This is a genomic window from Algoriphagus sp. (assembly GCF_024642405.1).
Taxonomy (GTDB): Bacteria; Bacteroidota; Bacteroidia; order Cytophagales; family Cyclobacteriaceae; genus Algoriphagus.
Genome location: NZ_JAHEBC010000116.1, coordinates 1 through 8,646, shown reverse-complemented (window position 1 = coordinate 8,646; position 8,646 = coordinate 1). Strand labels below are relative to the sequence as shown.

9 protein-coding genes are annotated in these 8,646 nt (G+C 35.4%); 1 reads left to right on the top strand and 8 read right to left on the bottom strand.

All coding sequences use genetic code 11. The annotated features are described in order from the left end of the window. From Q0L68_RS10515 to Q0L68_RS10480, 8 genes are all read right to left on the bottom strand, one after another. Nucleotides 1–657, bottom strand: a 657-nt coding sequence (locus Q0L68_RS10515) for a GDSL-type esterase/lipase family protein (RefSeq protein WP_296702664.1), incomplete at its 3' end; no start/stop codon positions are given. 40 nt (nt 658–697) lie between these two features. Next, nucleotides 698–994, bottom strand: a complete 297-nt coding sequence (locus Q0L68_RS10510) for a chaperone modulator CbpM (protein ID WP_296702661.1) — start codon at nt 992–994, stop codon at nt 698–700. Beyond that, on the bottom strand, nt 987–1,901 hold the full coding sequence (locus Q0L68_RS10505; RefSeq protein ID WP_296702658.1) for a J domain-containing protein: 915 nt from the start codon (nt 1,899–1,901) through the stop codon (nt 987–989). The genes Q0L68_RS10510 and Q0L68_RS10505 overlap by 8 nt, the downstream gene beginning before the upstream one ends. Nucleotides 1,902–2,133: 232 nt before the next feature. Beyond that, nucleotides 2,134–3,588 carry a sulfatase gene (locus tag Q0L68_RS10500; protein ID WP_296702657.1) on the bottom strand — a complete coding sequence of 485 codons (1,455 nt, stop codon included), beginning with the start codon at nt 3,586–3,588 and terminating at the stop codon, nt 2,134–2,136. A gap of 91 nt (nt 3,589–3,679) precedes the next feature. Continuing rightward, the gene (locus tag Q0L68_RS10495) at nt 3,680–4,660 is read right to left on the bottom strand and encodes a hypothetical protein (RefSeq protein ID WP_296702654.1); all 981 of its coding nucleotides are present in this window, start codon (nt 4,658–4,660) and stop codon (nt 3,680–3,682) included. A 224-nt stretch (nt 4,661–4,884) separates the two neighbouring features. Then, nucleotides 4,885–5,301 (bottom strand): antibiotic biosynthesis monooxygenase, encoded by a 417-nt coding sequence (locus tag Q0L68_RS10490; RefSeq protein ID WP_296702653.1) that lies wholly within the window; start codon nt 5,299–5,301, stop codon nt 4,885–4,887. Between the two features lie 163 nt (nt 5,302–5,464). Continuing rightward, the gene (locus Q0L68_RS10485; protein WP_296702652.1) at nt 5,465–5,842 is read right to left on the bottom strand and encodes an ester cyclase; all 378 of its coding nucleotides are present in this window, start codon (nt 5,840–5,842) and stop codon (nt 5,465–5,467) included. 80 nt (nt 5,843–5,922) lie between these two features. Continuing rightward, on the bottom strand, nt 5,923–7,137 hold the full coding sequence (locus Q0L68_RS10480) for a serine hydrolase (RefSeq protein WP_296702651.1): 1,215 nt from the start codon (nt 7,135–7,137) through the stop codon (nt 5,923–5,925). 173 nt (nt 7,138–7,310) lie between these two features. Between Q0L68_RS10480 and Q0L68_RS10475 the strand changes: the two genes are divergently transcribed. Then, the gene (locus Q0L68_RS10475; RefSeq protein ID WP_296702649.1) at nt 7,311–8,561 is read left to right on the top strand and encodes an NAD(P)/FAD-dependent oxidoreductase; all 1,251 of its coding nucleotides are present in this window, start codon (nt 7,311–7,313) and stop codon (nt 8,559–8,561) included. Nucleotides 8,562–8,646 lie beyond the last annotated feature (85 nt).

The window sequence follows — 8,646 nt, the reverse complement described above, 5'->3', positions numbered from 1 at the left end:
ATGATTTCCTTGAGACATATAATCAGCGACACAGTCACATTTTTCTTGAATTTGTTTAAAAAGGGTATAGCTATCCACCATTCCAATCTCATATTCTTGAGATAAACTTGTGATTTGATTACGGTGTCGTTCCAACTCGTTATCAGCTACTGTGAGATCAACATTCAGATCGGGAGAAGGTGTAAGAAGTATAATTTTAACCCCTTCTTTTAATGCCATTTTAATCATCTTTTCCCATGCTTTCTTTGATTCAGTCAGACCAATTCTTCGATCATTTAGTGCGTAGTCTATAAACAAAACATCTGGACTATGGGACAATACCTCTTTTTTGAATCGTTTTTCACCAATGGTAGAATTCTCTCCACCAATTGAGGTGTTGATAACATTGATTACTGCAAAAGGGTATTTCTTTTTGAGTTCTTTTAAGACTTGAAAAGGGTAGGAGTCTAGAGTATTGACAATTGGGGTTTTGAAATAACCAGCCGGAACGCTATGTCCATGAAATACTAAGTTAATTGTTCGGTTATTGGGCCATTCCTTTGTCATCTCGTGTTTGATCTCCTGCAGATAGTCAGAAGTTTTAGGCATGAAATCATTGGAATAAAAATCATTCGTGTTAAGCAAGAAAAAGTAAACTAAAGCCAGTAGAAATTTCATAAAGAGAATTCAAGTATCAGGATGTAAAAAAAGATTCAGTTTAGTCACTTTCATAAAGCCGCAATCTATTTTTCAGGGTAATTATTTCCTTTCTTAAATCCCTTTCCTTTTCTAATAAATTGAAAATGATATCAATTGCTTCCAAATTCAAATCTAATTCTTGATGAAGACGGATAATCTTTTCTAAATCACCTATTTGATCTTGGTGGATAAATTGGTCTTGCTCAATTTCCTCAATCTGGATAAGACCCATTTTGCTCAATTCATTCACAAACGAAATTTCAATTTCATAATGGATGCAAATGGTTTTTGTCGATATGAAATGTGCCTCAATCATCCTTTCTCAGTTTTTGTAGTTCCGTAAATAATTCTCTTTCCTTTTCTGATAATCCAGTTGGAGTCTTTATATGATAGGTGAGGATTAAGTCTCCAAATTCTCCTTCTTTTTTATAAACGGGGAATCCTTTTCCTTTCAGCTTCACCTTAGTTTCATTTTTTGTTTCTGGTTGTATCTTTAGTTTGACTTTGCTATCAAATGTATCTACAATGATATCTCCACCTAAAATTGCGGTGTATAAATCCAAATCAACAACCTTATAAAGGTTGTTTCCTTCCCGTTTGAAATCAGTATTATTGGAGATTATAAATTTGATGTATAGATCTCCATTTGGTCCTCCATTGATTCCTGGCCCGCCATTCCCTTTGATTTTTATTAATTGCTCGTTTTCAACTCCCGCTGGAATTGTCAATCTGATTTTCTTTTCATTGACTGTTAAAACCTGTTTTTGAGTAGTATAAACATCTTTTAGGTTCAGATGTAATTCGGCATTGTAGTCTTGTCCTTTGTATTTTGGAGCTTGTCGATTTCTCGAAGAAGTCCTGCCACCTCCAAACATTGATTCAAAAAAATCTGAATAATCCTGACCAGAAAATCCTTCTTGATCACCAAACCCTCCTTGGGATCCACTGAATTGGGAATGTTGTTGTCTTTGGCGCTGTGCTTTTTCAAATTCCTCCCCATGCTTCCAATCCTTTCCGTACTTATCGTATTTCTTCCGATTTTCAGGATTGCTCAAGACTTCATTTGCCTCATTGATTTCCTTGAATTTTAATTCGGCCTCTTTATTGTCTGGATTTAAATCTGGATGATATTTTCTGGCAAGTTTTCTGTAAGCGACTTTGATGTCCTTTTCTGTAGCAGTTTTTGGAATTCCCAAGATCTGATAATAATCTATAAATGCCATTTGTTTGATTTTCTTATTAGGAAGCTAATAATTTCTGTTTTTCGTTGGGCTTGTTTTCGATTAATCAATTTAAATAATTTTTAGCAAGACAACATTTTTTTAATCTAAGAATTGTATAGTTCAATGATATTCAGGACTTGCTGTGGAAATTCTTATTTCCCGCATTTAATTGCTCTTATGAAAAAATAGTAACCAATTAATTCTAAAGTGATTTAAATAAAATTCTCATTAACTAATTGGAAAATGGGTTTTTGCCCCATTCGTATCGTTTTAACTGATCGAATTCAGGGTTTGGAATTGGGAATTTTGCATTTGTGCTTTCTTGCCATTTTTTCAAATTTTTTTTCATCTCTGAAAATTTTTCAGGAAAACTGAATTTAAGGTCAGTCATTTCACTGATATCAAAGGCAAGGTTGTACAAATCAAATTCGCCTGAAACTAGGTTTTCTATGATTTTCCAATCCCCTTTTCTCAGTGCCGACATAGGTGCCTCATGATGATAAACAGGGTAATGAGTAAATATTTCCCGCTCCAAATCAAATTCGTTTTTTGTCAAAGCGGAGATCATTGAAAAACCATCTAAAATCTGATCTTTTGGTCTAATTCCATTTGACAATTCCAAAAAAGTCGGATAGAAATCAACACTAGAAACTATAGCATCAGAGGTAAATCCAGCTTTGATTTTTTCAGGCCATCTAATGATTAGAGGAACCCGAATTCCTCCTTCATAAAGGGTTCCTTTTCCAGCTCTTAAAGGATTATTTTCTGTGGCAATAAATTGTAAAGGGTGTCCTTCCGGATAGGTATCCTTACTTTCTCCCCCAAGTAAAGGAATGTTGTCAAAGCGGTTGTCAACACCACCATTATCCGAGAAGAAAATAAACAAGGTGTCATCAGAGAGCCCCAAATCTTCAAGAGTCTTCATAATCTTTCCAACGCTGTTATCTATGTGTTCAATCATTGCAGCATAAACAGCGTTTCCAGGATAATCAGGTACTTTTTCCTTTTTTAAGTATTTATTAATTAAATCCTTGTCGGCATCTAATTGTACATGCACATCATAGTGGGAAATAAATAGAAAAAATGGGGCTTCTTGATTTTCTTCAATAAAGTTTACCCCCATGTCTGTCAATGCTACACTTAATCGTTTATTTTCATTTCCTTGATATTCTGGTAAAAACTTGGGGTTATAAAAACCTCCTCCTACGTAAGTATGAGCTTGGTCATATCCTCTATTGTTAGGTAAATGCTCTTCATTGTTTCCTAAATGCCATTTCCCAAAATAGCCTGTTTTATAACCGGCTGATTGCATAGATTCTCCAATAGTAGTTATTTGATTAGGCAGGTGCTGAACTTCATGATGTGGTACAATCACCTCTTCATAGGGTCTCCAATGTCCTGGGATAAAATCAAAAATCCCAACTCTTGCTGAATACTGCCCTGCTTGGATGCTGGCACGAGTCGGAGAGCAAACAGGAGCTGCATAAGCATTTCGAAATAACATTCCTTGAGATGCAAGTCGGTCAATATTTGGAGTTTCGTTGAATTTATTTCCATAAGAAGGAAGATCTCTTCCGCCCAAATCATCTGCCATGATCAAGACTATATTCGGCCGCTTTTGAGCAAAACCGATGAAAGAAATGAAAGCCGAAAAAATGATTATCAAAACGATTTTAAAATTTTTCATTTGATTTTTGGGTAGATTATCTAAAGGATTCTTCATTAAACTCTTTTCAATTGTTGATATTAAAAGAAGATGATTCTCATGTGTTGTAAAATCAGTACTCGCTTACTTTGTCTACCTGAAAACCTCTTATAGCTTCCCCTTCTTTTAGCTTATAAGAAATCTGTCGAATCTTTTCGGTCTTTTTACCATTCTCAAAAATCGGAAACCGCTGTACTAGGTGTGTTTCCACAATGGCAAATTCATCATGGCCCTGATAACCTTTTGAGAGTTCCTCATTTTCCGAAATAGGAGGAAAATAAGTTTGACTCATCGATTTCTTATTATTGGTACTGAAGCCTAGGACATTCCCATACTTGTTTTCTTCAGTAGTCTGTGTATAGATCATTACTTCCGGAGAACCGTCAGAATTTAAATCCTCAATTTCTGCATTGGTAACCTGACCACTAGTTTCCAAGGTTACTGTCTCATTACTGATTTCTAAACCAAAAGGCATGACTGTAATGAGTGTTTTGCCGTCTTTTTCTACAGAAGAAATATTGAATCCTATGCCTTGGAGCATCATGGTTTTATTAAAAGCAGTAGGGTCTATTTGAGAAGAATCCAGCTCTCCTTCAATTTTCATATATGATCCAGCAACGGTAGCTCCACCGGAACAATAAAAAGAAAGTACTCCTTCATTCTCAGGGTTTTCGAGAGCGATAGTAAGTTGATTTCCATTAAAGTTGTAAAAAACAGCCTGATCTTCGATCCAGGATTTGTATGTGTTTTCGTCTACTTTTTCTGCAGTGGCATCAAAGGTGCAGGTGGGTCTTTTTTTATCGGCCCTAGATCTGACAATGATTTTGATTTTATCCCCTTCCAATGCAGTTACGGCTACAGAAACCCAATCATATCCTTCAGATTTTTTGGAATATCCGTCCGAAACATAGTTGCCTAGTACTGGATTAGATTCTGGTATTTCTTCGGTCATAGGTACCTCGAGCAATGTGTTTTCACTTTTTTGACTTGCTGGATTACAAGATGCCAGAATTAGGGAAAGAAGTGTTCCAATAAAAAAGCCATTGATTCTCATATGGAAAAGAGTTTGATCTATATATCTAATTTAAGTTTTTCTATGGGAATGCTTGATCAAAAGTTCAAATTTCATTTTAGTTGTCGGGTTATAAATGACAAAGATTTTTGGGGTTTTTAAATAAAGTAGTTCGTTTTGAGTTTTGTGTTTTAAGCCTCAAAATAGCATATTCTATAATTAATTCAGTCTATGAATAGACCGCATCAAAAGTTGGGATTGCAGTCTTATTTCTTCAATTTTTTAAAAATCTTTCCCATACTTTCAGGATCTAAAGCATCCATTTCTATCAACTTTAGTGATCTAACCATATTCAAAGTGGTCGTTTTATATTTAAGGAAATGAGGGGTTTGCAAATGTGCTTGATATGCTTCTTTATTAGCATAGATTTCTAGTATTTTCACAACATTGGGATTTTGCTGCTCATACATCGGAAAAATAGAAATCACCCCTTGCTCTAATCGAATAGAAGCCTCGGATTCCTCTTGAAGAATCTTTTTATATTCTTCCAAATCACTCTCATTTACCTCGATTTCGGCTATTCTGATCATCATTTCCTTTGGATTTGAAGGATTTTGAGCCAAGCAGGAAACCTGAATAGCCAAGGTGATTAAAAATAAAAATAATTTGATAAAGTGATTCATATAAAGAATTTTTGGAAATGAATAAAGAATAAAAGCTTTCAATCGATTAGCGTTTTGATTTTCCTCTCCTTTAAGTCTTAATCAAAACAAATTTAAAACTTGGGCTAACCAATATCCTGTATTTTTGATCATTTCTTTTTTGCAAATTTTGAAGTAAAATCTATCAATGCATGGTATTAGGATTAGCTGAGGTTTCTGGAATTTTTTGAATCGAATCCCAATGCTCACAAATCTTACCATTTTCATCAAATCGGAAAAAATCCATAGTGATGTATTGGTCATTGTCGGGCCAAGTTTGATGGGTATGTAAGGCCACTAAATCACCCTCTGCGATGCATCGAACAAACTCAATGGATTTGTTTGGATACTCTCTTTGCATCCGATCAAAATAATCTATAAATCCCTGTTTCCCATCTGACACATCTGGATTGTGCTGGATATATTCTTTTCCTACATATTTTTCAACAGCCCCTTTAGGATTTCCTTGATAGGCTGTTTTGTAGAAAGCGATCGCATTTTCTTTATTCTTTTCTAGGCTCATATTTAAAGTTTTTGTCTTGATAAAAATAAGTTGGTGAAAAATTCAATTAAAGTACTGAGCTTCAAGATATAATTTGACTTTTATTTCAGACTTTCTAATACCAATCTCACCAGTTCATTTTTATCATTGTTAGGAATCCATCGAGCCACTATTACCAAATCATTTTCTTGGTCAACATAGATCATATTTGTACCTGCACCGATATGGGCAAAAGCTGTTTTAGGGGCTGCCGGAATAAATTCTTGATCATTATTTAGGAAATAGTTCATAAAACCATAGCCAGGATTCGCAGGAGTAGGGGTTTTGGATTTGTTAATCCAAAAGCTTGGGATCAGTTGTTGGTTATTCCATTTTCCATCATTTAAGGTAAGGTATCCAAATCTTGCCTGATCCCAGGCAGAAAGCATCATGCCACCTCCCCAATGAGATCCACCAGAGACAGATTGCATGATTTGTCCATCAATAATTACGAACGAATTCTCATAACCTGTCCATCTCCAGGTATCACTTGCGCCAATCGGATCCATAATTTTGGATTTTAAAATAACCGGCAGAGGCTTCCTCCATACATTCATCAGAGCCAATGCCAAGACATTTACTCTTGTATCATTGTATTCATAGACTGAGCCAGGTGCATTTTGAGGTCTTGTTCTTTTCTCTTTGACACCTTCCCTTGGTCGGTCAGCCCAGTCTGGTTTTCCCCATAGACTTCCTTCCCAATCTGAAGTTTGTCTCAATAAATGATCCCAGGTGATAGTCCGATTATGTTCTGTATTAAAGAGCTCAAATGTATCTTCATCTTCAAAATGATCCGCCTTGTTGATCATCAATTTGGTAGGTTCATAGGGATAGATTGGGGCCATGTAAGGGTAGACCAAGTCCATTTCTGATGTGATCAGTCCTTCTTCTACTGCCAATCCAGCCGTAGTGGAAAGAAAACTTTTTGCTACTGAAAATGTCAAATCTACCCGATTAGGATCTCCCCATTTTCCAACAACATATCCTTTGTAAATTATTAAACCTGTAGCAGCTCCTCTAATTTTCATTGGGCCGATTGGGTATCCAAAAGGCTCTCTGCCAAAAGCACTTTCATAATGTGCAATCTTTAGGTTTGGATCAGCATCGCTTTCATGTTCAATTGCATAATTTATAGCCTGTTGAATTTTATCTGAATCAAGACCAAGTTCAGTGGGAGATTTTTCTACCCATTTTCCTTTTTCAGGAAAGTATGTTTGTGCAGAAAGGATTGAAAATAAGCTTAAGAATATTAGAAGGGTGAAAGTTGATTTTTTCATCATGAAACAGTTTTATGCGAGTTTACACAAATTTTATTTTGCTATTTAAACCGCTTGTCAATTCTAATTCTTTAATTTTTTAAAACTCTTTTACTTAAGCTATGTTAAATTCAAAAGCTTTGAGTTTTTTTTGTAAAAGGGGAATTTGAAAGCTTTTACAACCCCAACCTAGAATGAAAGATCAGAAAATTTATATCATTGGAGCTGGTTTATCCGGTCTTGTTGCTGCCATAGAGTTAGAGAAAGCAGGTTTTTCTCCTGTTATGTTGGAAAGTACTGATAAAGTGGGAGGAAGGATGAAAACTGACAAGGTAGACGGCTATTTATTAGATCATGGCTTCCAAGTGATTTTGACTGCCTATCCAGAGGTCAAACGGTATCTAAATTTACCAGCTCTGAACCTAAAGACCTTTGATCCGGGTGCAGTTATTTTTGACGAAAATGATTCCTACATTATTTCAGATCCTCTTAGAAATCCCTTAAAGGTAGTTGGAATGGCTTTCTCTCGAGTGGGGACATTTTTGGATAAGGTTAAAATGTTTACGCTTACCCAAGAACTTAAGAAGAAATCCGTAGAAGATATTTTTAATGAACCTTCTATGCCTACGCTTCAATATTTGAAAAATTATGGATTTTCTGAATTAATAATTTCTAACTTTTTTAAGCCTTTTTTCAGAGGAATTTTCTTGGAGAAACATTTGAATACATCTTCCAGAATGTTTGAATTTGTTTTTAAGATGTTCTCATTAGGCCATGCCGCTGTTCCGGAAAAAGGAATTCAGGAAATCCCAAACATGCTCAAACAGCAATTAAGTACTACTCAGATTTACTATAATTCACCAGTTGAAAAAGTTGAGGGTCAATCCATTACATTGAAAAATGGAGATATTCTGGAGGCCGATAGAATTTTGATTTGTACCCAACCGGATTACGTCATGCCGCAAATGCAGGGGCAATTTGGAAAACCTAAACAAGTCATCAATCTTTATTTTTCGCTTCAAAAATCTTTCATGGCTCGACCAATGATTGGATTGTTGCCAGGTGAAGGACATATTGTTAATAATATTGTCTTTATGGATGATGTTTCAGAAGCCTATACCAGTAATGACAGATCCTTATTATCAGTTTCCGTATTAGAAAGTGCATTGGAGGAAAAACATCTAATTAAGGCCGTTCAAGAGGAATTGGAGAAGATTTCTGGAGTGAAAGCTGAATATTTTAAGTTTATCAAAGCCTATTATATTAAACACGCATTACCCCATTTAGACGATTTGAAGGCATCGATTTCTATCACTGAATGTAAAATAACTGATCATATTTTTTTAGGGGGGGATTACCTGCTGAATGGTTCTTCCAACGCTGCAATGACCTCTGGAAGATTAGTTGCAGAGGCTGTTTTGTTGAGTTACACGCCAACTCATTGATTGTTGAGATAAGATTTTAGATATAAGAAGTAAAATTCTGTTGAATAAGATTCTTCTGATGTATCTAAACTTGAAGAGATTCAGC

Bases quoted from the DNA above. Each gene is read 5' to 3' on its own strand.
- Q0L68_RS10480 (WP_296702651.1), bottom strand. From the start codon at position 7,137: ATGAAAAAATCAACTTTCACCCTTCTAATATTCTTAAGCTTATTTTCA.
- Q0L68_RS10500 (WP_296702657.1), bottom strand. From the start codon at position 3,588: ATGAAAAATTTTAAAATCGTTTTGATAATCATTTTTTCGGCTTTCATT.
- Q0L68_RS10505 (WP_296702658.1), bottom strand. From the start codon at position 1,901: ATGGCATTTATAGATTATTATCAGATCTTGGGAATTCCAAAAACTGCT.
- Q0L68_RS10485 (WP_296702652.1), bottom strand. From the start codon at position 5,842: ATGAGCCTAGAAAAGAATAAAGAAAATGCGATCGCTTTCTACAAAACA.
- Q0L68_RS10495 (WP_296702654.1), bottom strand. From the start codon at position 4,660: ATGAGAATCAATGGCTTTTTTATTGGAACACTTCTTTCCCTAATTCTG.
- Q0L68_RS10475 (WP_296702649.1), top strand. From the start codon at position 7,311: ATGAAAGATCAGAAAATTTATATCATTGGAGCTGGTTTATCCGGTCTT.
- Q0L68_RS10510 (WP_296702661.1), bottom strand. From the start codon at position 994: ATGATTGAGGCACATTTCATATCGACAAAAACCATTTGCATCCATTAT.
- Q0L68_RS10490 (WP_296702653.1), bottom strand. From the start codon at position 5,301: ATGAATCACTTTATCAAATTATTTTTATTTTTAATCACCTTGGCTATT.